Here is a 21,669-nt window from a genome sequence, read left to right as displayed (position 1 = left end):
AGCCCGTCTGACAATTCCCGCCGGGTCGGGCCCGCCCGGCACGCACGCTCGCCGCACGGCCGGAACGCCCGAGCAGCTCCGCTACGCGGGCGCCCCGGCCGCACGCCTCTAGGACCTGTCGCGGTCCTGCTCGTCCTTCCGGTCCTTCTTCTCGCGCGGGCTGTCGGCCGCCGCCGTGGCGACCTCCGCCGCCGCCGCGAACGTCTCCGGGACCGTGAACAGGGCTGCCACGCCACGGGCCGCCGCGCCCGTCGCCCGCACCACCGCCTCCGCCAGTTCCTCCACCATCACGGCCCCCTCGCCCCTCGGTCGAATGTTGCGCTTCACCCCTACTGACGTGCGGAGACGTCGAAAGGTTGAGCGGGCGGCGCGGTTCTCGCGGCGGTGACGAAGGCGCGGACCAGCTCGTGGTCCTTCACCCCGGGAGCCGACTCGACACCGCTGGAGACGTCGACGCCCCAGGGGCGGGCGGCGGCGATCGCCTCGGCGACGTTCCCGGGGGCGAGACCGCCCGCGAGGAGCCAGCGGCCCTCCGGCCGGGCCGCCTCCAGGAGCGAGAGGTCCCAGCGCGAGCCCGAGCCCGCCTTCGGCGAGTCGAGCAGCAGGATCTCCTCGCCGAGCGCGCCCACGCGGGTGTCGGGCCCGTCGGCGAGCGCGGTCGCCCGCCACAGGCGGGGGAAGACGGCGGCGGCGGCCTCGAACTCCGCGCGGCCGTAGCCGCGGCCGTGCAGCTGGAGCGCGTCGAAGCCCAGATCTGCCGCGATCCGGGCCGCCTCGGCGGCCGGGGTGTCGTTGACGACGAGGACCGACACCACGCCGTCCGGCACGTGCGCGACGAGTGCCGGCACCCGGCCCCGGTCGAGCCCCCGGACACTGGTCCCGCTGATGACCAGGCCGATCGCGTCCGCGCCCGCCTCGGCGGACACGTCGATGTCGGCGGTCGTGGCGAGCCCGCACACCTTGACGAACACTCTGTCGCTCCTCTGCTCCCGTCCCGGCGCCGCCGAGCCTACTGACCCGCCCGGGCGGCGTCGATCCGCCGCCCCCGCGTGCGCGGGAGGGCGGGGGACAGGAGCGGGGCGGGCGGGTGAAGGCGGGGGTCAGGGCCGGGGACCGACGGCCCGGCGGACCATTTCTGTTCGAGCGAAAAGGGCGACTAGGCTCACGCTCACCATGAACCAGCCCACGGAACCCAAGGCCGACAAGTCGGGCGTGCGCCGGCACAACCTGAGCCTCGTCCTCAGGACCGTCCACGAGGCCGGCGAGACCACCCGGGCCGCCGTCGCCGCCCGCGTCGGCCTCACCCGGCCGGCCGTCTCCTCCCTCGTGGAGCAGCTGCTCGACCTCGGGTTCCTGGTCGAGTCCGGCAAGACCTTCAGCGGCCAGGCGGGCCGCCCCGGCACCGTCCTCAAACCGGCCGGGACCGGCCCGGCGGGCCTCGGCGTCGAGATCAACGTCGCCTACGTCTCCGTCTGCCTCGTGGACCTCACCGGCACCGACCGCATCCGCCGCACCGTCCGCGTCGACAACCGCGCCGCCGCCCCCGACGTCCTCGCCCGCGCCGCCGGGATCGCCGCGGAGGCGCTCACCGAAGCCGAGGCGCTCGGCCTGGGCCCGGCCGGTGCCGCGCTCGCCCTGCCCGGCCTGGTCTCCGGCGGCACCGTCCGTCAGGCCCCCAACCTCGGCTGGCACGACACCCCCGCCGAGCGGCTCTTCGGCGACGCCCTCGCCGCGCTCCGCCCGATCGCGCCGCCGCTCGCCGTCGCCTCCGACAACGAGGCCAACATGGCGGCGCTCGCCGAGCTGCGCTTCGGCGCCGCCGACGGGCCCCGCACCTTCCTCCACCTCACCGGCGAGACCGGGGTCGGCGGCGCCGTCGTCGTCCACGGCGAGCTCCTGCGCGGCGCCCACGGCTTCGCCGGCGAGATCGGCCATCTGGTCGTGGACGCGGAGGGCCCCCGCTGCCGCTGCGGCTCGCGCGGCTGCCTGGAGCAGTACGCGGGCCAGGCCGCGCTCCTCGACGCGGCGGGCGCCGACACCGTGGACGATCTCGCCGCCCGCGCCGAGCGGGCGGAGCCCCGGGCGCTCGCGGCCCTCGGCGAGGCCGGCCGGATGCTCGGCCGGGCGCTCTCCGGCGCGGTGAACCTCCTCGACCCCGAGGCCGTCGTCCTCGGCGGCATCTACCCCCGCCTGCTGCCCTGGCTGGCCCCCGCCGTCACCGCCGAGCTCGCCGAGCGGGTCGTCTCCGGCCTCTGGCCCGCCGACGCCGCCCGGCTGCGCGCCGCCTCCCCGGCCACCGACGCGGCCCGGGGCGCCGCCGCCCTCGTCCTCCACGACGTCCTCGCCGACCCCCTCGCCCACGCCCCGGCCGTCCCCGCCCGCTGACCCCCGCCCGCCGGGCGGAAAGAGCGGGCGGGTGGAAGCGGCAGCTGGGCGGAGAGGGCAGGCGGGCGGAAAAGCGCAGGTGGGCCCGGCGAGGTTCGCACTAGGGTGCGGGGATGCCGGAGATCGTCGTTCCTCCCAAACCGCGCCCCGGAGACCGGGTCGCCGTGCTCTCGCCCGCCGCCGGGCTGCCCGAGGTGCTGCCGCTGCCCCACGAGCTCGGGCTGCGCCGTCTGTCCGAGGAGTACGGGCTCGTGCCCGTCGAGTACCCGACCACGCGCAGGCTCGGCGCGTCCGCGCGGGACCGGGCCGCCGACCTGCACGCCGCCTTCGCCGACCCCACGATCAAGGCGATCGTCGCCACCATCGGCGGCGACGACCAGATCACCGTCCTGCCGCACCTGGACGACGACCTGATCCGTGCCCATCCCAAGCCGTTCTTCGGGTTCAGCGACAACACCAACCTGCTGATGAGGCTGTGGAACCTCGGCGTGGTCGGCTTCCACGGGGCCTCGGTGATGACGCAGTTCGGACGGCCCGGCGCCGTCCACCCGGTCACCGACGCCTCCGTGCGGGCCGCGCTCCTCGGCTCGGGGCCGTACGAACTCCCGGCGCCGACCGACACCAACGACGTCGAGCGGCCCTGGGAGGACCCCCGCACCTTCGACTCCGCGCCCGTCATGGAGCCCGCCGGGCCCTGGCACTGGCACCGGGCCGAGCGGGTGGTCGAGGGCCGCAGCTGGGGTGGCTGCCTGGAGATCGTCGCCCAGCTCCTGATGGCCGGCGGGGAGATCGCCGACCCCGAGGCGTACGAGGGCGGGGTGCTGTTCCTGGAGACCTCCGAGATGCTGCCCTCCGCCGACGAGGTGTTCCGGATCCTGCGGGCCATGGGGGAACGGGGCCTGCTCGGCCGCTTCTCCGCCCTCCTCATGGGCCGGGCCCGCGCCTGGTCCTTCGACGCGCCGAACGACGCCGCCGCCCGAGCCGCCTACCGGGAGGCCCAGCGCGCCGCCGTGCTCCGCGCGCTCGACACCTACGCCCCCGGCACCCCGGCTGTGTTCGACGTGGACCTCGGCCACACCGACCCCCAGGTGGTGATCCCTTACGGCGGCACCGTCCGCGTCGACGGGCCCGCCCGGCGGATCACCGTCACCTACTGAGACGCGGCGCCCGCGAGGGCGCGCTCCCGCTACCCGGCCTCCCGCGCGCGGCGCACCAGATGGTCCCGGACCAGTGCCACGTGCGGGTGGGACGGCGGTCCTGGCCGCCGCACCAGGAAACCCGTGTTGATCGGCGGGTCCTCCGGCAGGTGCAGCGGCACGAGGGCGCCCGAGGCCAGCTCCGCCGCGCACAGGTAGCGGGGGAGGACGCTCACCCCGGCGCCGCCCGCGACCGCCGCCCGCACCGCCCGCAGGTCGGGCGCGGTCACCGCCGGCACGCCCGTCAGGCGCCTGCCGAAGACGTGGCGCCAGTAGCGGCGCAGGATCGGCAGGTCCTCGGCGTACGCGACGAGCGGCACGCCGTGCAGTGCGGCCGGTCCCTCCTCGGCGACCCGGCCGCCGATCCGCTCCGCCCACCCGGGCGAGGCGACCAGGACGAACTCCTCGTCGGAGAGCGGCAGCCAGGCGAGACTGCGGCCCCGGGGCCGTACCGTCGACACCACCAGATCGTGCCGCCCGGCCCGCAGTTCGTCGAGGAGCGGGTCGGTGAGGCCGAACGCGATCCGCAGCCGCACCCCCCGCTCCACCAGCGGCGCCAGTGTCGGCAGCGCGGTGTGCGACAGGTACTCGGCCGGGCCCGCCAGCCGCACCGGCTCCGCGGGCCCGTCCTCGCCGTCCGCCCCGTGCCACGCGCCGGCGGCGGCGCCGAGCGCGTCCAGCGGACCCATGATCCGGGCCGCCAGGTCGTCGGCGAAGGGGGTCGGCGCCACCCCGCGCGGCAGCCGCTCGAACAGCTCCCGCCCGAGCCGGCCCTCCAGGGCCCGGATCTGCGTGGTGACCGTCGGCTGCGACAGGCCGAGGACCCGGGCGCCGGCGGTGAAGGCGCCCGCCCGGTACACGGCGAGGAAGGTGCGCAGCAGGTTCAGGTCCGGCGGCCCCGCCGGTATCGCCGCTCTTCCCGGCGATCCATCGGAATTCCTATCGTCCACATGTCCGAGCCTATTGGATTCCCATGGGTCGGGGCCCCTACGGTCGAACCATCGCCGTCCGGCCGACCTCCCACCCGGAGGCGCGGGACGGCCGTCCCACCCCCGCGACTGAGAGGCCCCGCAGAACCATGTCGAAGATCCTTTTCGTGCTGACCGGCGCCGACCACTGGACCCTCGCCGACGGCACCGAGCACCCGACCGGCTTCTGGGCCGAGGAGGCCGCCGCGCCGTACGAGGCGTTCACCGCCGCCGGACACGAGGTCGTCGTCGCCACCCCCGGCGGCGTCGTCCCCACCGTCGACCGGGGCAGCCTCGCCCCCGAGGCCAACGGCGGAGCCGAGGGCGCCGCCCGGGTGGCCGCCACCCTCGACGCCTTCGCGGAGCTGCGCACGCCGCTCCGCCTGGAGGACGTCGACCTCGCCGAGTACGACGCCGTCTTCTACCCGGGCGGCCACGGCCCCATGGAGGACCTCGCCGTGAACGCCGACTCGGGGCGCCTGCTGGCCGGCGCCCTCGACTCCGGCAAGCCGCTCGCCGTCGTCTGCCACGGCCCCGCCGCGCTGCTCGCCGCCGTGCGCGAGGACGGCGGCAACGCCTTCGCCGGCTACCGCGTCGCCGCCTTCACCGACGCCGAGGAGACCCAGGCCGGTTTCGCCGACAAGGCGAAGTGGCTCCTGGAGACCCGGCTCCGGGAGGCCGGCGTCGACGTCCGGGCGGGCGAGCCGTGGGTCCCGAACGTCGTCGTCGACCGGAACCTGATCACCGGTCAGAACCCGTCCTCCTCCGCGCCCCTCGCGGCCGAGGTCCTGAAGGCGCTGGGCTGAGACCCGGTCAGGCCCCGGCCGCCGCCTCCCGGGCGATCCGGTCGAACTGGGCGCCCATGGCGGTGGCGAGGGCCTGGGCGGCGGAGAGCGGACGGACCATGACGGTGAAGTCGTCGATCAGTCCGTCCTCGTCGAAGTGGAGGAAGTCGCAGCCCTGGATCCGCTTGCCGTCGACGGTGGCGGTGAAGACGAGCGCGTGGTCGCGCCCGCCCGGGTCCGCGATCTCGCGGACGTAGGTGAAGTCCTCGAGGACGCGCAGGACCCCGCGCAGGATGGCGGCGGTCATCGGCTTGCCGGCGTACGGCTTGAAGGCGACGGGGCTGGTGAAGACGACGTCCTCGGCGAGCAGCGCCTCGACGCCGGCCTGGTCGCGGTTCTCGACGGCGGTACGGAAGGGGTGCACGGGACCTCCACGACGACTCTGGCTGTATTCAAAAAGTTGAATAGGTGTACTGGAGGGTAGGTTCCCGCGCGGGGCTTGTCCAGGGACCGGCCGGACGGCGGTGCCGGGGCGTCCGGCGGCCGGCCGTCACCCGGCGGACGACCGGCCGGGGACCTCGCCCCCGCTCGTCTCCCGGCCCCTGCCCGGAGGGCGCCGGCGCGCTCTCATCCGGCTCTCACGCGGGCCTTATCCCGGCCTCACACGGCGCCCCTACGTTCGCGCCCATGTTCTTCACCTACCTCCGGCGCGAACTGCGCCGCCGCAGAAAGGCGGCGCTCGTCGTCGCCTCCGGCCTGGCGCTCGGCATCGCGCTGGTCATCGTCGTGACCTCGGTCTCCGCCGGCATGAAGCAGGCCCAGGGGAAGGTCCTCGAATCCCTCTACGGCCTCGGCACGGACCTCACGGTGACCAAGGCCCAGGAGCGGCCCGCCGAGGGCGGGCAGCCGGCGCGGCCCCGTTTCGAGTTCCAGGGCCGGGGCGACGGTGAGGCGCAGAGCAGCGACCGGCTCATGGTCCAGGGCTTCCAGACCCTCGCCGACTCCACCGTCGCCACCGTCGCGCGGCAGTCCGGCGTCGACCGGGCGGTGGGCGGCCTCAGCCTCGTCAACCTGAAGATCGACGGCGAGTTCCGGCGTGGCGAGATCCAGCGCGGCGAAGGCCAGACGCAGGGCCAGGGGCAGGCGCAGGGGCAGACGCAGGGCCAGGGTCAGGGCCAGGGCTTCGGGCAGGGCGGGACCTCCGGCGGCCCCGGCGACACCGTCACCGGCGGCGGCGCCGCCTTCGACGTCGACTCCTTCACCCTCTACGGCACCGACGTCACCAGCCCCGACCTCGGCCCCCTCACCACCTCCACCGTCACCGAGGGCCGCACCTTCGCCGCCACCGAGACCGACGCCGCCGTCGTCGTGGTCGACAGCGCCTACGCCCAGCAGCAGGACCTCGCCGTCGGCGACGAACTCACCGTCAAGGGGGTGAAGTTCGAGGTCATCGGCATCGCCACCGCCGACAGCGGCCAGTCCACCGCCCAGGTCTACCTCCCGCTCCGCAAGGCGCAGACCCTGTCCGGCTCGGCCGGCAAGGTCACCACCGTCTACGTCAAGGCCACCGACTCGACGCGGATCGAAGCGGTCAAGGCCGCCATCCGGAAGAACGTCGCCGGGACCACCGTCACCACCTCCGCCGACCTCGCGCAGACCGTCTCCGGCTCCCTCGACACCGCCGCCGGCCTCGCCTCCAGCGTCGGCAAGTGGCTCTCGTACGCCGTCCTCCTCGCCGCCGTCCTCGTCGCCGGACTCCTCACCTCCTCCGCCGTCAGCCGCCGCGTCCGCGAGTTCGGCACCCTCAAGGCGCTCGGCTGGAAGTCCGGCCGGGTCACCCGCCAGGTCGTCGGCGAAGCCCTCGTCAACGGCGTCATCGGCGGCGCCCTCGGCATCGCCGTCGGCCTCGCCGGCGCCTACGCCGTCACCGCCGTCAGCCCCACCCTCACCGCCGAACTCGGCGCGGCCACCGCAGGGTTCGCCGGACGCGGCGGCGGCACGGGCTTCGGCGGCGGCATGGGCGGGCCCGGCGCGACCCGCACCGCCGCCGGCCGCAGCGTCGACATCGCGCTCACCGCACCCGTCAGCCTCACCACCGTCGGCCTCGCCGTCCTCCTCGCCCTCGCCGGCGGCCTCGTCGCCGGAGCCTTCGGCGCCTGGCGCGCCTCCCGGCTGCGCCCCGCCGACGCGCTGCGCCGCGTCGCCTAGGGCGTGTTTCGAAAGTCCCGCCTGCCCCGCGACGCCTGGCACGCACGCTCGCCGCGTTGTCGGGATCGTCCGAGTACGCCCGGTACGAGGACGACCCTCCGCCTTGCGATCGCACGCACCAGACGCCGCGGGGCCCGCCCTCCGGGCGGACGGCGCCACTTTCGAAACACGCCCTGGACCGTCTCCTCCGGAGGCCGGCCCGATCCGGACGACACGGCCCCGCCGCCCCGACCACCCCCGTACCGCAGGAGTCCCACCCATGTACGAACTCACCGGCGTCACCAAGCAGTACCGGCGCGGCCAGGAGAGGGTCGACGCCCTCGCCGGGATCGACCTGAAGATCGCCCAGGGCGACCGCCTCGTCATCCAGGGCCCCACCGGCGGCGGCAAGTCCACCCTGCTCCAGATGCTCGGCGGCCTCGACCGTCCCACCGCCGGCAGTGTCCTCCTCGACGGCACCGACCTCGGCAGGCTCTCCGAGGGACGGCTCACCGCCGTCCGCAGCCAGTACATCGGCTTCGTCTTCCAGAGCTTCAACCTCATCCCCACGCTCACCGCCCAGGAGAACGTGGAGACCGCGCTCGTCCCGCTCCGCGTCAAGCCCGCCGAGCGGCGCCGCAGGGCCGCCGAGGCGCTGGACTCCGTCGGCCTCGGCGAACGCCTGGGACACCTTCCCTCCGAGCTCTCCGGCGGCCAGCAGCAGCGGGTCGCGATCGCCCGCGCGCTGGTCAAGCGGCCGCAGGTGCTGCTCGCAGACGAACCCACCGGCAACCTCGACGAGACCACCCGCGACGAGATCGCCGACCTTCTCGAAGGGCTCTGGCGGGAACACGGCCTGACCTTCGTCATGGTCACCCACGACAGCGCCCTCGCCCGCCGCGCCCCGCGCCTCGCGACCATCCGCAAGGGCCGCGTCACGGTCTCGGAGAACCCGAAGGCGGTCACCGCGCGGGCCCCCGAGGAGGGTCGAGGCCCCGTCGGGGGAGCCTGAGACGCGGATCACGCCGGCGGCGCCTTGTTCGGCAATGCCGAACGGGGCGTACGGTGGCGTGATCCGATCACCGAGCGGGCAGAGGAGCCGGAACGCGCCATGTTCACCTTCACCTCCGAGGACGGCGTCCGCGTCCACGTGCACGCCTGGCACCCCGAGGGCCCCGTCCGCGGCGTCGTGCAGATCGCCCACGGCATGGGCGAGCACGGCCTGCGCTACGCCCCGCTCGCCGCGCACCTCACCGCCCGGGGATACACGGTCCTCGCCCCCGACCACCGCGGCCACGGCCTGTCCATGCACGCCGGCCCCGGGCACCTCGGGGCCGACGGCTGGAACCGCCTCGTCGGCGACCTCGCCACCCTCACCCGGACGACCCGTGACCGGCACCCCGGCGTCCCGGTCGTCCTGCTCGGCCACAGCATGGGCTCGTTCGCCGCCCAGCAGTTCCTCCTCGACCACCCGGAGCTCGTGGACGCCGTGGCGCTCTCCGGCACCACCGCCGTCGACGCCCTGCTCACCGCCCTCGCGACCGCGCCCCGGGCCGACCACGGCGCCTTCGGTATCTTCAACGCCCCCTTCGCCCCCGTCCGCACCGAGGCCGACTGGCTCAGCCGCGACGAGGCACAGGTCGACGCCTACCTCGCCGACCCGCTCTGCGGCTTCGGCCTCGACCTCCAGGGCCTCGCCCACATGGCGGACGCCGCCGGCCGGCTCGCCGCCCCCGCGGGCATCCCCGCGGGACTGCCCGTCGCCCTCTTCGTCGGCGACCGCGACCCGCTCAACGGCCGACTCGCCCACAGCGACCTGCTGGTCTCCCGCTACCGCGAGGCCGGCCTCACCGACCTCGCCTACCACCGCTACGAGGGCGCCCGGCACGAGGTCCTGAACGAGACCAACCGCGCCGAGGTCGTCGCCGACCTCACCGCCTGGATCGAGCGCGTCACGTCCTGAGCGCCCGCCGGGCCCCTCGGCCACGGCTTCGCGGGAGGCCGTTGTCAGTGGCGCCCCCTACCGTTCGGATCATGACGACGACGACCTATCTGGAGCTGTCTCAGGACGGCGGCGGTGCCCACAAGTTCTACGAAGTGACCGTCACGGGGCTGGAGGTGTCGGTCCGGTACGGCCGGATCGGCGCGGCCGGGCAGACCCAGCGCTCCTCCTTCACGACGCCGGAGAAGGCCCACGCGGCGGCGGCGAAGAAGATCGGCGAGAAGGTCCGCAAGGGCTACGCGCCCGCCGTCCCCGGACAGCGCGCCGCCCGCGCCGTCACGCGCCGCGCGGTCAGCTCCGCCCCCTCCACCGCCCGCTCCGTCGCCCCCGTCCTGTGGCGCTTCCGCACCGGCTCCGCCGCCTTCGGGATCCATGTGGACGAGGACCGGATCTGGGTGGGCAACCAGGCGGGAGACGTCTTCACCCTGGCCCACGGCGGCGAGGTGCTGGCCCGGTTCAGCCTGCCCGACGGCGTGAAGTGCCTGGTCGCGGACGACTTCTGGATCTACGCGGGCTGCGACGACGGCAAGGTCTACGACCTCTCCTCGAAGCTGCCGTTCGCCGCCTACGACATCACCTCCGACGTCGACATCTTCTGGCTCGACATCCACGAGGGCGTCCTGGACGTGGCCGACCGCTCCGGCCGGCTCACCGTCATCGACCACGAGGACGAGCACCAGTGGGCGCGCTCCGGCCGCGGCGAGCACGCCTGGATGGTGCGCGCCGACTCCCGCGCCGTCTACTACGGCGACACGCGGGGCGTCACCGCGTACGCCCACGACGGCTCCGGCGAGCTGTGGCACACCGGCACCGACGGCGCGGTGCTCTTCGGCTGGCAGGAGGACGCCGCCGTCTACGCGGGCACCGGCCGCAAGAAGGTGCAGCGACTGGCGAAGGGCGACGGCCGGGTCGAGGCGGTCTACACCTGCGACGCGGTCGTGTACTCCTGCGCCACCTCGCCCGGAGGCCGGTTCGTCTTCGCGGGCGACTCGTCCTCCTCCGTCTACTGCTTCGCCGAGGACGGCACCCGGCTGTGGAAGCTGGGCACCGGCGGCGGTTCGGCGCTCTCCATGCAGTACCGCGACGAGCGGCTGTACCTGGTCACCACCGACGGCTCGCTGGTCTGCGTGGACGCGAGCGAGGCGGCGATCGAGGCCGCCCAGCAGGGCAGCGTCCCCGTCGTCCGGGACGTCAAGCTGGCCGCCGCGCTGCCCACCTACACCCCGGCCACCGCGGTCTCCGCCGTCGCCGCCGTCGCGTCGGTGGGCGAGGTCCCGGCGGGCTCGATCGTCGTCGAGGTCGCCCCCGAGGGCGGCCGGAGCCGGGTCCGGGTGATCAGCCCCGGCTACGAGCCGTCGTGGAACGTGCAGTTCCCGCGCGCCATCCGCGAGCCCGGCGCCCGGTTTGTGGTCGAGGCCCTGCATCCGGCGGCCGGCGGCTTCTACCGGGTCCGCGGCGAGATCCGGCGCCTGCTGTGAGGGGGGACCCGGGCGACAAGGGGGCGTTCGAACCGGCGACGGGCGACGGACCGCCCCTCGCCGGGGACGCCGAGCAGCGCTCCCGGGAGGTCCGCTCCGCCCTCGACGGGCTCCGGCAGATCCGGCGGCTCACCGCCGCGCCCGGCGCCGGAACCGTCCCTGCCCTGTGGGAGCGGACCCGGCCGGTACGGGCCGTGGCGCTGGCCCTGGAGGGCGGCGGGATCGCGCCCTCCGCGGTGGACGCCTCCGGGGCGCGGACCGCGACCGGCTACCGGGTGCGGGCGGGGGAGCGGCCGGCCACCGCCGTCGTCGAGTGGCTGGGACCGCCCGGCTCCGGCGCGGCGGGCCAGGAGGCGGAGGCGCTCGCCGGCTGCGCCGGCGTCCTCGGGCGCCTCGGCTGGGAGGCACTGCTCTACAAGGGCCCGCGCGGCCGGCGCTTCCTGGAGGTCGAACCGGCGGGACCGGCCGGAACGGCCGCCGGCCCGGGCCCGTCCTGAGGGACGGGCACCGGGCCGGGCGAAGCGCGGCGCGCGGTCAGGCGATCGAGGCGGAGACGATCGCGGAGACGGCGATGTTGCAGGAGGCGGTCACCCAGACCGCCGGGTGCGGCTCCGGATCCACCAGGGTGGCGCCGAGCTTGCCGGGCGTCACCAGGTCGACCACCAGGAAGGCGACGGCCATCATCACCAGGCCGAGGAGGCCGAACGCCGCCGTGGAGGCCAGGCCCTTGCCGAAGTTGTCGTAGGTCGTCCAGATGGAGGTGAAGACGATCCCGCCGATGCCGAGCAGGGCGGAGCTGAGCAGGACGGCCGCGTTGCGGTTGCGGTCCTCCCATATCTGCCGGCCCAGCTTGCCGGGGGTCAGGATGTCCACCAGGACGATGCCGAGGATCAGCAGGACCACGCCGAGGGCGCCGTAGGCGGTGGCACGGCCGAGGCCGTTGACGATGTCGGTCATGGGAAGCCGGCTCCGGAGAATGGTGATCGCGAGCGATCGACGGTCATGGACCGGCAAAATCTAGCGCACGGAACAAGCCGGTCCGCCGTCCGCCCGGAGATCGGGCGGACGGCGGACCGGACGAGCGGGACCTCCCGGGGCGGATCAGGCGCCCGGCGGAAGGTCCTCGGCCCGCGAGCGGAGCCGGAGAGCGGTGACGATCTCGGCCGCTCCGACGGCGATCAGCCAGATCCCGCCGAGCAGCGTCAGCACCGCGACGGACTCCAGCGGGGAGACGATCAGCACCACGCCGGCGACGGCGCTGACGACGCCGAGGAGGACCTGCCAGCCGCGGGCCGGCATCGCCGGGTCCGAGGCCGCCGCCACGGTCTGGGTGATGCCGCGGAAGAGCCAGCCGATGCCGATCCACAGCGCGAGCAGCAGGATCGACTGCGTCGCGCCCCGGAAGCAGAACAGACCCAGCAGGATCGACAGGGCGCCGCTGATGAAGGCCATCACGCGCAGCGCGGTGGTGGCGTGCGTACCGAAGGCGGCGACCAGTTGCATCACACCGCTGAGGAGCAGGTAGAGACCGAAGAGCACCCCGGCCGCGAGCAGCGAGACCCCCGGCCACACCAGGACCAGCACGCCGAGGACGAGCGCCACGATCCCGGCGGTCAGCAGGGCCTGCCAGGCCGCTCCGGCGAGCATCGTCAGCGGGCCCGGCGGCACCCCGTCCCGGGCGGGCCGGTCGTGCGGGCGGTCATGCGTCTGCGTCATGGGACCGTTCTCCGTTCACGTGCCGTCGCTGCTCCTGGGTCCGCCGCCTCGTCACGCGCCGGCCACGCGCGCGTGCGCCCCGGCGTAGGAGCGGAGGAAGAGCGCCTCCGCCAGCGCCATCCGCTCGATCTCGGCGGGGTCGACGCTCTCGTTGGGGGCGTGGATGAGACACCCCGGCTCCTCCACGCCGATCAGCGCGATCTCCGCGTCAGGGAACCGGTCCGCGAGCACGTTGCACAGCGGGATCGAACCGCCCTGCCCCGACTGCACCATGTCCTCGCCGTACGCCTCGCGCAGCGCCGCCCCCAGCGCCGTGTACGCCGGCCCGTCGGTGCGCGCCCGGAAGGGCTGCCCGGCGCTCTCCGCCTCCACCTCGACCCGCGCGCCCCACGGAGCCGCCGCCACCAGATGGGCGGTGAGCGCCTCCCGCGCCTTCTCCGCGTCGGTCCCCGGCGGGACCCGCAGGCTCACCCGGGCCCGCACCTTCGCCTGCACGGCCGCGGAGGAGCCCACCACCGGCGGGCAGTCGATGCCGAGGACGGTGACCGCGGGCCGCGCCCACAGCTCGTCCGCGACCGAGCCGGTGCCGACCAGGCGCACCCCGTCCAGGACGCCCGCGTCGGCCCGGAACTGCTCGGGCGGATAGGACACCCCGTCCCACAAGCCGTCGGCCGCGAGCCCGGCGATCGCCGTGTTCCCGTGCTCGTCGCGCAGCCCGTCCAGGATCCGTACGAGCGCGGCCAGCGCGTCCGGCGCGGGGCCGCCGAACATGCCCGAGTGCATCTCGCCCCGGAGCGTGGAGACCGTCACCACCACGTTCGCCAGCCCGCGCAGGGAGGTCGTCGTGGTGGGGAGCCCCAGCGAGAAGTTGCCGGTGTCGCAGATCAGCAGGGCGTCCGCGTCGAAGAGTTCGGGCCGCAGCGGCACCAGCTGTTCGAGGCCGCCGGTGCCCTGCTCCTCCGAACCCTCCGCGACGAACTTGATGTGCACCGGGAAGCCGGCGCCCTCGCCCCCGCCGAGCGCCCGCAGCGCCGTGAGGTGCATGGCGATGTTCCCCTTGCAGTCCGCCGCGCCCCGCCCGTACCAGCGCCCGTCGCGGGCGGTCAGTTCGAACGGCGGGGTCCGCCAGGCCGCGTCGTCGAGCGGCGGCTGCACGTCGTAGTGGCAGTAGAGGAGGACGGTCGGCGCGCCCTCGGGGCCCTCGGCGTGGCCCACCACCGCGTCCGTGCCGTCCGGGGTGGTGACCCGCCGCATGTCGCTCAGCCCCGCCTCGGTGAAGGCCCGCACCAGGAAGTCGGCGGCCTTCGCGCACTCCTCGGGCGGGAACTGGCGCGGATCGGCCACCGAGCGCATCGCCACCAGCGCCGTCAGGTCCTCCTCGGCGCGCGGCATCAGGGCCCGGACCCGCTCCCGGAGCGCGGCGGTGTCGGTGGACTCGGGGCTCATGCGTACCCACTTCCCTCGGGCCGGGCCCGGGCGGCCCGGGCTCGGCGACGGCCACCCCAGTCAAGCAACGCCGGGCAAACGCCGCAAAACATGACTCAACTGGAGTATCAGGAGGGCTCCCGAGCGGCGGCCGGCGGGCCGCCCGCCGACAGTGGGGACGTACGCGTCCCCTCCCGCACCTGGAGAACGTCATGGCCGCCCACCCCAACCGACGCGACCTCGGGCTCCTCGTGCTGAGGGTCGGCACCGGGGCCGTGCTCGCCGCGCACGGCACCCAGAAGCTCTTCGGCTGGTTCGGCGGCGGCGGGATCGACGGCACCGCGCACGGGATGGAGGCGATGGGCTTCCACCCGCCGCGCCAGTCCGCCATCGCCGCGGGCCTCGGCGAGGCCGGCGGCGGCGCGCTGCTCGCCCTCGGCCTCGCCACCCCCGCCGCCGGAGCGGCCGCCGCCGGGGCCATGGCGGGTGCCGTCTCCGTGCACGCCCCGGCCGGCTTCTTCGCCCAGGCCGGCGGTTACGAGTACCCGGCCTTCCTCGGATTCACCGCCGCCGCCCTCGGCGTCACCGGCGCGGGCCGCTACTCCCTGGACCACGCCACCGGCCATGTCCTCGACCGCCCCTGGGTGGTGGCCACCGCCTTCCTCGGCTCGGCGCTCGCCGCCGCGGCCGTGGTCGGCAAGCGGGCCCAGGCCCGGGCGGAGAAGGCCGCCGCCACCGAGGCCGACCTGGCCAACGGCACCGACGGCGAGCAGGCCGACGGGACCGAGAGCACCGACGAGCCGGCCGCCGGCTGACACCCCGCGCGCTCCGCCCGCGTGGCACGCGCGCGCGTGCGGGGCGTTAGGCTCGCCGCAGAGGAAGGGACGGGCGCCGGGCAATGAAGATCGATCTCACGGACACCAACTCCAGCGCGATCAACAAGGCGATCCTGGAGGGCCGCAGGGCCGTCGGCACCCCCGCCGTCGGTGTCGTCCTCACCCTCGTGATCGTCACCGACGAGGAGAACGCCTACGACTCCGTGCGGGCGGCCAACGAGGCGTCGAAGGAACACCCTTCGCGCACCCTCGTGGTCGTCCGCCGCCGCGCCCTCTCGCCCCGCGAGCGGAACGTGACCCGGCTCGACGCCGAGGTCCGTCTCGGCACCGACGCGGGTTCCGGCGAGACGGTGCTGCTCCGCCTGCACGGCGAACTCGGCGCCCGCGCCGACTCGGTGGTGCTGCCGCTGCTGCTGCCCGACGCCCCCGTGGTCGTGTGGTGGCCGGTGGACGCCCCCGCCGTCCCCTCCAAGGACCCGCTCGGCGCCCTCGCCCAGCGGCGGATCACCGACATGTACGCGGTCGAGGACCCGCTCGGCGCGCTGGACGCCCGGGCCGCCTCGTACGCCCCCGGGGACACCGACCTCGCCTGGACCCGCCTCACGCCCTGGCGCTCCATGCTGGCCGCCGCCCTCGACCAGGCCGGGAAGGACGTCGTCTCGGCGGCGGTCGAGGCCGAGGAGGACAATCCGAGCGCCGAGCTGCTGGCCCGCTGGTTCGAGGTCCGGCTCGGCGTCCCGGTGGAGCGGATCGTCTCCGGGGGCCCGGTCGTCACCGCGGTCCGGATGGGCACCCCGCAGGGCGAGATCCGCATCGACCGTCCCGAGGGCCCGGTGGCCCGGCTCGCCATCCCCGGCCAGCCGAGCCGCGTCATGGCCCTCAAGGTCCGTACGACCGCGGAGCTGATCGCCGAGGAGCTGCGCCACCTCGACCCGGACGACGCCTACGCGGCGGCCCTGGAGGGGCGTTCCTCCTGAGCCGCCGCGCGGTGGGCCGGGCGGTCAGCCCCGGGCGTCCAGCTCGGCCACGGCGGCCGAGGCGAACGCGTGGTCCTGCTCCGGAGCCCCGCCGCCGACGCCGAGGGCGCCGACCAGGCGTCCGTCGCGGTGGACCGGGACCCCGCCCGCGATGAAGAGCAGGGGCCGGTCCAGGGCCGTGGTCAGGCTGTGGAACGGCCCGTCCGGCTTGACCAGTTCGACGAGCTCGGCGGTCGGGGCGTCGAGCTGGAGCGCCGTGTACGCCTTGCGGGTGCTGGTCTCACCGGAGATCAGCACGGAGCGGTCGTCCCGGCGGAAGGCGAGCAGGTGCCCGCCCGCGTCCAGGACGGTGACGCTCACGGTGGCCCCGGCGGCCTCGGCCGCGCGCCCCGCGGCGGCCAGCAGCGTCTCGGCGTCGGCGGTGGTCAGCGGGGTGACGGTGGTGGTGCTCATGGTGCTCTCTTCTCCTTGAGGGGCGGGGTGCGGCGGGTCAGTGGTGGACGGGGGTACGGGCGGGGGCGGCGTCCGGGGCGGGCGCCGGGGCCCGGCGCTCCAGCGCGGCGGACCAGAGGGCGAGCCCCAGGGCGGCGGCGGCGAGCGCGGCGCCGACCCAGTTCGGGGAGGTGTAGCCGAAGCCGCCGGCGATGACGAGGCCGCCGAGCCAGGCGGCGAGCGCGTTGCCGAGGTTGAAGGCGCCGATGTTGACGGCCGAGGCCAGGGTGGGCGCGCCGTGGGCCTGATCGAGGACGCGCTTCTGCAGCGGCGGCACGGTGGCGAAGCCGAGCGCCCCGACGAGGAGGACGGCGACCGCGGCGAGGGCCTTGTGGTGGGCGGCCGCGGTGAAGAGCGCGAGGACGACGGCGAGCCCGCCGAGGGTGACGTACAGCAGCGGCATCAGCGCGCGGTCGGCGTACCGGCCGCCGATCAGGTTGCCGAGGAACATGCCGGTGCCGAAGAGGACGAGCAGCCAGGTGACGGCGCCCTCGGAGTAGCCGGCGACCTCGGTCATCATCGGGGCGATGTAGGTGATCGCGGCGAAGACGCCGCCGAAGCCGAGCACGGTCATCGCCATCGCGAGCAGCACCTGCGGATTGCGGAAGGCGGTGACCTCCCGGCGCAGCCTGGCCCCTTCGGGAGCCGGCATGGCGGGCACGAGCCGGGCGATGCCGAGCAGCCCGACCACGCCGAGCGCGGCGACGACCGCGAAGGTGGTGCGCCAGCCGACGGCCTGTCCGATGAAGGTGCCGAGCGGCACGCCGACGATGTTGGCGACGGTCAGTCCGGTGAACATGGTGGCTATCGCGCCCGCCTTCCGGTCCGGCGCGACGAGCCCGGCGGCGACGACGGACCCGATCCCGAAGAAGGAGCCGTGCGCGAGCGAGGCGATCACGCGGCCGGTCAGCATCATTCCGAAGCTCGGGGCGAGCGCGGAGATCACGTTCCCGACGACGAAGAGGCTCATCAGCACCATGAGCATCCGCTTGCGGCTCACCCGGCCGCCGAGCACGGTCAGCAGCGGCGCCCCGACGACCACGCCGAGCGCGTAGCCGGTGACCAGCAGGCCCGCGGTGGGGATGGAGACGCCGTAGTCGGCGGCGATGCCGGGCAGCAGACCCATGATGACGAATTCGGTCGTGCCGATCCCGAAGGCCCCGACGGCCAGGGCGAGCAGAGCGAGCGGCATGGTTCCCCGCTTCCATAATTGCTTGAGAGGGCTTGTTACGTGCCACCACAATAATTGCAGACGCGCCATATCTGCAAACGCGGCTAATCGGTGCAGGCTGACTTGATGGGTGAGGGCGGGCCACCCCTCTGTCCGAAGTGCGCGGGCGCGCGCCCCGTGGCGCCGGGGCCGCCCGAGCCGACGTCCACGCGGCGAATCCTTTTCTCACCCCTGGTGCATACGGGTGATCTTGGGGCATTGCCGAACTTCCGCGTGTCTATGATCCACTGCTGTGACAGAGAGTGAGTACGCGGGAGCCCTGCGCGACGCCGACGCGGCGGACGTGGTCATCGTCGGAGCCGGCCCCGCCGGCCTGGTGCTCGGGAACATCCTGCTGAGCCACGGAGTCGACTGCGTCGTCCTGGAGCGCGCGGACCGGGACGCCGTGGAGAACCGGGCGCGCGCCGGGTTCCTGGTGCCGCACACCGTGCGGGTCCTGGAGCGCAACGGCCTCGACGCGGGCCTGCGGCGCCGCGGCCGGGAGCACGGCGTCTGCGAGTTCCGCACCGAGGACGGCCGCTTCCGCCTCGACTACCGCCGGCTCGGCCTCGGCGAGCCCCACACCGTCTACCCCCAGCACGATCTGGTCGCCGACCTGCTGGGCCTGTACCTCGACGCCGGGGGGCGCGTCCGCTTCGGCACGGAGGCCGTCGCCGTGTCCGACGCGGACGGCCCGACCCCCGCGGTGACCGCACGGGAGGCCGACGGGCGCCCCGCGCGCCACCGGGCCCGGTACGTCGCCGCCTGCGACGGCCGCCACGGAGTGGGCAGGCGCTCCCTCCCGCCCGGCACCGCGCGCCACCACCACGACCACGGCGTCTCCTGGCTCGGCCTGCTCGCCGAGGCGCCGCCGAGCCTGGACGCCGTGGGCTACGCGATCCACCCGCGCGGATTCGCCGGACACATGGCCCGCTCCGCCGACCTCACCCGCTACTACCTCCAGTGCGCCCCCGGCACCCGCGCCGACGCGTGGAGCGACGACCGGATCTGGGACGAACTCGCCCTGCGCATGCGCGCCTCCGCCTACGGACCGCTGGTGCGCGGCCCGATCGCGCAGCGCGCCGTGGTCGACCTGGAGTCCGACGTGATCGAACCGCTGCGCCACGGCTCGCTGTTCCTGGTGGGCGACGCCGCCGCCCTCATCAGCCCGTCCGCCGCGAAGGGCGCCAACCTCGCGGTGCTGGAGGCCGAGATCCTGGGCCGCGCCCTCGTCGACGCCCTCGTCCACGGCGACCCCGGCGGCCTCGACCGCTACTCCGAGCGCTGCCTGCCCCACATCTGGCGCGCGCAGGAGTTCTCCCGCTGGATGATCCGCCTGCTCCACGCACTCCCGGACCCCGACGGCGACCCGCTCTTCCGGGAACGCCTCCGCCAGGCGCGGATCGCCGGGCTCCGCGACTTCGCCTCCGCCCAGCACTGGTTCGCGGAGAACTACACCGGCATCTGACGCGGCATCGACTGCTGTGCCCGAGGCCCCTCGTACCCACCACCACCGCTCCTCCGACCCCTTCTCCCTCCCTCATCCCGCTCCCTTCACCCATGGACAGGGAATGCACTCCGAACCTCCCTTCACCGCGCCCGCGCACCCGACCCCGGCACCCCACGGCGCCGACGACACCGGGCGGCTCGGCGCGACCGCCCGGTTCGTCCGCGAGCAGGACACCTCCCTCCTGCTCGCCCGCGTGCTGCCCGGCCTCGACGGACCCGAGCTGCGCGCCTTCACCGACCAGTGCCGCTTCGCGCACGCCGCCGTCCTGGTCTTCCCGCCCGACGAGGCCGCGCTGCGGTCGGCACTGGCGGGCTGCGGGCTGGACTCCGATGCTCCGGCCCGGCCCAGCGTCGTCGTCCGGGACCGCCTCGCCGTACGGTACGGCCACCGCGCCGCCGATCTTGACGTAAGGATTCTCCGCCCCGCCGTCCAGGGCCCGGCCGGAGAACACCGGGCGGTCGAGGTGTTCGCGCTCACCGTGCCCCCGGGCTCCGCGCGGTCGGGCATCGCGGCCGGCGAACGCGCGCTGGACCACGAGGCCCACCTCGCCTTCGACGTCGAGCGGCCCGACCCGCTCGTGCTGCGCGGGCTGCTCGCGAGCTTCGCGCGGCACGGCGCGTCCCCCGACGGCGGCGGCTACAACCCGCACGAGGACGGCACCGTCTTCTACCTCGCCGCCCCCGACGGCACCAAGACGCCCTACCGGAGGGTCGAGCTGTACGCGCGCGGCGACCACCGCGACGTCCTGGACGAGCATCTCCGCCGGGCCCCGGCCCCGTGGTCCGCCTCCCCGCACGGCGCCGCGCAGCCGGCGGAAACGCTCCTGCGGCTCCTCACCGGCGCCTGGACCACCCAGGCCCTGGCCACCTGCGCGGAACTCGGGCTCCCGGAAGCCCTGGACCTCCACGCCGGCACGCCCGTCCCCGAACTCGCCCGCGCGGTCGGGGCACATCCGGAGAGCCTCGCGGTCCTCCTGCGGTACCTCGCCATGCTCGGCGTGGTCGCGGACGCCCCAGACGGCTTCCGGCTCACCGACGTCGGAGCGCTCCTGGCGGAGGCCGCCCCGTCCTCGATGCGACCGCTGGCCCTGATGTACGGCGGACCGTTCTACCGGTCGTTCGCCCATCTGACCCACACCGTGCGCAGCGGGGAACCCGGCTTCGAGCACCTCTACGGCGAGAACCACTTCGACCACTTCGCCCGCGACCCCGAACTCGCGGCCCTGTTCGACCGGTCCATGGTGGCGAGCGCCCCCGTCTTCGACGCCCTCCCGTCCCACCCCGTCCTCACCGCCGCGGCCACCGCCCCCGGCGGCCCCCGCACCGTCGTCGACGTGGCGGGCGGCACCGGGGCGCTGCTCGGCCGGGTGCTGACCGCCCACCCCACCCTGCGCGGCACCCTCCTGGAACGCCCCCACGTCCTCGCCGCCGCCCGCGAGCACCTGGCCGCCCTGGAGGCGGAGGGCCGCTGCGCCTTCCAGGAGGGCGACTTCGCCGACGTACCGGCCGGCGCCGGCGTCTACCTGCTCTCCCGCGTCCTGCACGACTGGGACGACGACCGCTGCCGGAGCATCCTGCGGCACTGCGCCGCCGCCATGGGCCCCGACGCGGACCTCCTCGTCGTCGAACGGCTGCTGCCCGACGACGGCTCCCCCTCGCTCGCGACCGCGTGGGACCTCCACATGAGGTGCAACACCGGAGGGAGCGAGCGCACCGCCGCGCAGTACGCCCGCCTGTTCGCCGCGTGCGGACTCGAACTCGTCGGCCACACCCCGCTCGCCCTGGGCGCGCACGCCCTCCACGTCCGCGGGGCGGCGCCGGACGTCACGGCGTGAGCCAGCGGCGCAGCAGCCTGCTGACCGCCGGCATCGCCGCGTAGGTCATCAGCACGTTGAACACGCACGCCACCACCGCGCTGCTGAGCAGGACGGGCAGCGCGGTGAGGCGGGGGACGAGGAAGAGGCTGCCGAGCACGGAGATCGGGTAGATCGCCAGCGTCGCGCTGACGGCCATCTTCCACCGGGGCGGAGCGGGGCGGGTCGAGCCCGGCTTCACGAACCAGGTCTCCATGCCGGTCAGCTTCCGCCGGGCGATCTCGGTGTGGTGGTGCCCCTCGCAGTCGGCGAACCAGGCGGCCCGCTCGGGCGACTCCTGCCACGTGCGACAGGCCTCCGCGTCGCGGAAGCGGTGCACGAGGAACCAAGGGGCGTCGCCGCCCGCGGAGCGGAAGAAGCCGTAGCCGAGATGCCCGGGAAAGGTCGCCGCGCAGTCGAGGATGCCCTTCGCCCACCGCTCGAACGCGGCCTCGTGGCCGGGCTCCACCCTGCGGGCTATCAGGAGGGTCACCTCTCCGCTGTCGGCGGGGACGGCGGCTCGCTCCAGGGCGGTGGCGGTCATGGACGCTCCTCGTGATCACGCGCGCCCGGGGCCACTGTACGCGGCGCACGCCGAGGCGCCACCCGCCCGGTCGGGCGAGTGGCGCCTGGAGCCCGTCCGACACCCC

Annotated in this window: 22 protein-coding genes; 12 read left to right on the top strand and 10 right to left on the bottom strand. The window is 75.0% G+C overall.

Features of this window, described 5'->3' with window-relative positions; genetic code table 11:
• Positions 1-108: 108 nt before the first annotated feature.
• Both ACF1BN_RS00250 and ACF1BN_RS00245 read right to left on the bottom strand, forming a co-directional pair.
• The gene (locus ACF1BN_RS00250; protein ID WP_392329322.1) at positions 109-288 is read right to left on the bottom strand and encodes a hypothetical protein; all 180 of its coding nucleotides are present in this window, start codon (positions 286-288) and stop codon (positions 109-111) included.
• 41 nt (positions 289-329) lie between these two features.
• On the bottom strand, positions 330-971 hold the full coding sequence (locus tag ACF1BN_RS00245; RefSeq protein ID WP_392329321.1) for a phosphoribosylanthranilate isomerase: 642 nt from the start codon (positions 969-971) through the stop codon (positions 330-332).
• 202 nt (positions 972-1,173) lie between these two features.
• Between ACF1BN_RS00245 and ACF1BN_RS00240 the strand changes: the two genes are divergently transcribed.
• Together ACF1BN_RS00240 and ACF1BN_RS00235 are read left to right on the top strand one after the other, a co-directional pair.
• Entirely contained in the window at positions 1,174-2,385 is a 1,212-nt protein-coding gene (locus ACF1BN_RS00240) for an ROK family protein (protein ID WP_392329320.1), read from the top strand.
• 113 nt (positions 2,386-2,498) lie between these two features.
• Positions 2,499-3,542 (top strand): S66 peptidase family protein, encoded by a 1,044-nt coding sequence (locus ACF1BN_RS00235; protein ID WP_392329319.1) that lies wholly within the window; start codon positions 2,499-2,501, stop codon positions 3,540-3,542.
• 29 nt (positions 3,543-3,571) lie between these two features.
• On the opposite strand, the gene ACF1BN_RS00230 is transcribed toward ACF1BN_RS00235, so the two are convergent.
• Positions 3,572-4,531 carry a LysR family transcriptional regulator gene (locus ACF1BN_RS00230; protein ID WP_392329318.1) on the bottom strand — a complete coding sequence of 320 codons (960 nt, stop codon included), beginning with the start codon at positions 4,529-4,531 and terminating at the stop codon, positions 3,572-3,574.
• A gap of 128 nt (positions 4,532-4,659) precedes the next feature.
• Here ACF1BN_RS00230 and ACF1BN_RS00225 point away from each other — a divergent pair, with 128 nt between their 5' ends.
• Positions 4,660-5,355 carry a type 1 glutamine amidotransferase domain-containing protein gene (locus tag ACF1BN_RS00225; protein ID WP_392329317.1) on the top strand — a complete coding sequence of 232 codons (696 nt, stop codon included), beginning with the start codon at positions 4,660-4,662 and terminating at the stop codon, positions 5,353-5,355.
• A gap of 7 nt (positions 5,356-5,362) precedes the next feature.
• Here the strand turns inward: ACF1BN_RS00225 and ACF1BN_RS00220 are convergent, their stop codons facing one another.
• Complete coding sequence (locus tag ACF1BN_RS00220; protein ID WP_392329316.1) at positions 5,363-5,758, bottom strand: nuclear transport factor 2 family protein; 396 nt, start codon at positions 5,756-5,758, stop codon at positions 5,363-5,365.
• A gap of 263 nt (positions 5,759-6,021) precedes the next feature.
• Here ACF1BN_RS00220 and ACF1BN_RS00215 point away from each other — a divergent pair, with 263 nt between their 5' ends.
• The 5 genes from ACF1BN_RS00215 to ACF1BN_RS00195 all read left to right on the top strand — a co-directional run bounded on the left by ACF1BN_RS00215 (position 6,022) and on the right by ACF1BN_RS00195 (position 11,498).
• On the top strand, positions 6,022-7,542 hold the full coding sequence (locus ACF1BN_RS00215; RefSeq protein ID WP_392329315.1) for an ABC transporter permease: 1,521 nt from the start codon (positions 6,022-6,024) through the stop codon (positions 7,540-7,542).
• Between the two features lie 259 nt (positions 7,543-7,801).
• Positions 7,802-8,533, top strand: coding sequence for an ABC transporter ATP-binding protein (locus ACF1BN_RS00210; RefSeq protein ID WP_392329314.1), 732 nt, complete (start codon positions 7,802-7,804; stop codon positions 8,531-8,533).
• A gap of 99 nt (positions 8,534-8,632) precedes the next feature.
• Entirely contained in the window at positions 8,633-9,484 is an 852-nt protein-coding gene (locus ACF1BN_RS00205) for an alpha/beta hydrolase (RefSeq protein WP_392329313.1), read from the top strand.
• A gap of 71 nt (positions 9,485-9,555) precedes the next feature.
• The gene (locus ACF1BN_RS00200) at positions 9,556-11,001 is read left to right on the top strand and encodes a WGR domain-containing protein (RefSeq protein WP_392329312.1); all 1,446 of its coding nucleotides are present in this window, start codon (positions 9,556-9,558) and stop codon (positions 10,999-11,001) included.
• Positions 10,998-11,498, top strand: coding sequence for a hypothetical protein (locus ACF1BN_RS00195; RefSeq protein ID WP_392329311.1), 501 nt, complete (start codon positions 10,998-11,000; stop codon positions 11,496-11,498). The genes ACF1BN_RS00200 and ACF1BN_RS00195 overlap by 4 nt, the downstream gene beginning before the upstream one ends.
• A gap of 37 nt (positions 11,499-11,535) precedes the next feature.
• Here the strand turns inward: ACF1BN_RS00195 and ACF1BN_RS00190 are convergent, their stop codons facing one another.
• The 3 genes from ACF1BN_RS00190 to ACF1BN_RS00180 all read right to left on the bottom strand — a co-directional run bounded on the left by ACF1BN_RS00190 (position 11,536) and on the right by ACF1BN_RS00180 (position 14,163).
• Positions 11,536-11,958: a DUF350 domain-containing protein gene (locus ACF1BN_RS00190; RefSeq protein ID WP_189851624.1), complete on the bottom strand. Its 423-nt coding sequence runs from the start codon at positions 11,956-11,958 to the stop codon at positions 11,536-11,538.
• 144 nt (positions 11,959-12,102) lie between these two features.
• On the bottom strand, positions 12,103-12,717 hold the full coding sequence (locus ACF1BN_RS00185) for an HdeD family acid-resistance protein (RefSeq protein ID WP_392329310.1): 615 nt from the start codon (positions 12,715-12,717) through the stop codon (positions 12,103-12,105).
• A 51-nt stretch (positions 12,718-12,768) separates the two neighbouring features.
• Positions 12,769-14,163: a dipeptidase gene (locus ACF1BN_RS00180; RefSeq protein WP_392329309.1), complete on the bottom strand. Its 1,395-nt coding sequence runs from the start codon at positions 14,161-14,163 to the stop codon at positions 12,769-12,771.
• Positions 14,164-14,354: 191 nt separating this feature from the next.
• Between ACF1BN_RS00180 and ACF1BN_RS00175 the strand changes: the two genes are divergently transcribed.
• Positions 14,355-14,957, top strand: a complete 603-nt coding sequence (locus ACF1BN_RS00175; protein WP_392329308.1) for a DoxX family protein — start codon at positions 14,355-14,357, stop codon at positions 14,955-14,957.
• Between the two features lie 83 nt (positions 14,958-15,040).
• On the top strand, positions 15,041-15,955 hold the full coding sequence (gene opcA / locus ACF1BN_RS00170; RefSeq protein ID WP_392329307.1) for a glucose-6-phosphate dehydrogenase assembly protein OpcA: 915 nt from the start codon (positions 15,041-15,043) through the stop codon (positions 15,953-15,955).
• Positions 15,956-15,979: 24 nt separating this feature from the next.
• Here the strand turns inward: opcA and ACF1BN_RS00165 are convergent, their stop codons facing one another.
• Together ACF1BN_RS00165 and ACF1BN_RS00160 are read right to left on the bottom strand one after the other, a co-directional pair.
• The gene (locus tag ACF1BN_RS00165) at positions 15,980-16,408 is read right to left on the bottom strand and encodes a heme-binding protein (protein WP_392329306.1); all 429 of its coding nucleotides are present in this window, start codon (positions 16,406-16,408) and stop codon (positions 15,980-15,982) included.
• A 37-nt stretch (positions 16,409-16,445) separates the two neighbouring features.
• Positions 16,446-17,639, bottom strand: a complete 1,194-nt coding sequence (locus ACF1BN_RS00160; RefSeq protein WP_392329305.1) for an MFS transporter — start codon at positions 17,637-17,639, stop codon at positions 16,446-16,448.
• A gap of 271 nt (positions 17,640-17,910) precedes the next feature.
• Between ACF1BN_RS00160 and ACF1BN_RS00155 the strand changes: the two genes are divergently transcribed.
• Together ACF1BN_RS00155 and ACF1BN_RS00150 are read left to right on the top strand one after the other, a co-directional pair.
• Complete coding sequence (locus ACF1BN_RS00155) at positions 17,911-19,125, top strand: 4-hydroxybenzoate 3-monooxygenase (protein ID WP_392329304.1); 1,215 nt, start codon at positions 17,911-17,913, stop codon at positions 19,123-19,125.
• 103 nt (positions 19,126-19,228) lie between these two features.
• Positions 19,229-21,001: a methyltransferase gene (locus ACF1BN_RS00150; RefSeq protein WP_392329303.1), complete on the top strand. Its 1,773-nt coding sequence runs from the start codon at positions 19,229-19,231 to the stop codon at positions 20,999-21,001.
• On the opposite strand, the gene ACF1BN_RS00145 is transcribed toward ACF1BN_RS00150, so the two are convergent.
• A complete protein-coding gene (locus ACF1BN_RS00145) occupies positions 20,991-21,563 on the bottom strand; it encodes an antibiotic biosynthesis monooxygenase (protein WP_392329302.1) in 573 nt (190 codons plus the stop codon). The two genes, ACF1BN_RS00150 and ACF1BN_RS00145, sit on opposite strands and share 11 nt — an antisense overlap.
• Positions 21,564-21,669: the final 106 nt, after the last annotated feature.

This window comes from Streptomyces sp. NPDC014861 (assembly GCF_043081625.1).
GTDB lineage: Bacteria > Actinomycetota > Actinomycetes > Streptomycetales > Streptomycetaceae > Streptomyces.
This window is presented reverse-complemented; position numbering and strand designations above follow the sequence as displayed.